The sequence below is a fragment of the Pokkaliibacter plantistimulans genome (assembly GCF_003194385.1).
GTDB lineage: Bacteria > Pseudomonadota > Gammaproteobacteria > Pseudomonadales > Balneatricaceae > Pokkaliibacter > Pokkaliibacter plantistimulans.
Window position 1 is genome coordinate 1 of record NZ_LAPT01000199.1, and the last position, 1518, is coordinate 1518.

General features: G+C 61.9%; 1 protein-coding gene and 1 pseudogene. One reads left to right on the forward strand and one right to left on the reverse strand.

The window, feature by feature from the left end:
- Positions 1 to 1104, reverse strand: a pseudogene (locus WH50_RS25840) (hypothetical protein); the annotation flags it as partial.
- 213 nt (positions 1105 to 1317) lie between these two features.
- Between WH50_RS25840 and WH50_RS25845 the strand changes: the two are divergent.
- On the forward strand, positions 1318 to 1518 hold a 201-nt coding region (locus tag WH50_RS25845), incomplete at its 3' end, for a hypothetical protein (RefSeq protein ID WP_133251443.1).

Below are 1518 nucleotides of genomic sequence, written 5' to 3' on the forward strand. Positions count from 1 at the left end.
CAGCCGCGTCAGGCGGTTGAGCTTGTCGTAGGCGTAGCGGGTGATGGCGCCGCGTTCGTCCTGCCGCAGCACCTGGCGGCCCTGGGCATCGTAGCGGTAGGTGCGCTGGCCGCCGTCGGGTAAGGTCTCGTCCACCAGCTGGCCAAAGCGGTTCCAGCTGAACCGATGGCGACCGCCATCGGGCAGGTCGATGCGGCTGAGCTGGCCCTGTTCGGTGTAGTGGTAGCGGTGGACCCGCCCGGCCGGGTCGGTCTTTTCGGTGATGTCGCCCTGTTCATTGCGCAGGTAGCGCCAGTGTTGTTCGCCCCGGCGGACGCTGCGCAGCTGGCCGCGCCAGTAGTCGTAGTGGGTCAGGCTGCCATCGGGGTGCCGGATGGCTTCCAGCTGCCCGTTCTGATCATAGTGGTAGTGGGTTTCGGCGCCGAGGGCATCGACTTCGCGGATCAGGTCGCCGTTGTCGTTGTAGTCTTTGCTGACGGTGGCGCCGTCCGGGTCGGTCTGGCGGATCAGTTTGGCGTGACGGTCATGCTGATAGACCTGCTGGCTGCCGTCGCTGAAATGGACGGTCACTTCACCGCTGGCGTCATGCCACTCATAGCGGTTGTCCATGCCGGGGATGTTGCAGCCGTGGGCGATGGCGCGAGCGGCCTTGCCCTGCCGCTCCCATTGCCAGGTAAAGCAGGCACCCCCGGCGAGGCGGCGTTCCTGGATGACGTGCTGGTCGTCGTAGCGGTAGGTTTCCTGTTCGCCGAGGGCATTGTCGGCGGCGATGAGTTGCAGCTGGTCGTTGTAGTGGTAGCGCATCAGCGGGAAGCGGCGGGTCTCGTAGCCGCTTTCGTCAGCGTTAACGGCCATCCGCTGCCCTTCCACGCGGGCCAGCAGGGCGATGCTGTCGGGTTTATCGAGCACGTTCCACCAGTGGCGCTCGCCCACCGGCTGGTCGAGGTAGTGAAAGCGCAGGGCCTGCTGTTGCTGGCCTTCCAGGGCGCTGAGGCGGCCATGCTGGTCGTAGCGCAGCGTCAGGCGGTTGTGGTAGGCGTCGGTGAGTACGATGCGGTTGACTTTGATGGCAACCGGACTATCCTTCCCGCCGTGCTGGCCCATCCAGCATCAGGATTGGCGTCCTGCTTTCAGCAGAAGTAGAAGACTTTGTTCTTTTGCTCGTTTCACCATGCGCGTTTTACGCCGTTATGGTGGGCCGGGCAGGGGCATCTTCGGATGCACCGACTCTGCTGATCGGCACGCCAACCCTGCCCGGTTCATCACCCTCTGATTGGCGTCAGGGGTGATGCTGAGAACATTCAGCAGGTGATCTTTATGTCTTCACATATCAGCATGGTTATTGCCTCCCACCCTATTGATCAGTTACGGCGTTATATTGATGCGCTGGAAACCGCAGCCAGAGGGATTCAGTCCGGTATTGATGACCACTCCATCACCGGCGAAAATGCCTGGAATCTGTTAATGGCTATTGCTGATCAGCTTAAGCGGGAATCACGTTCGTTATCGGTGCTGTTG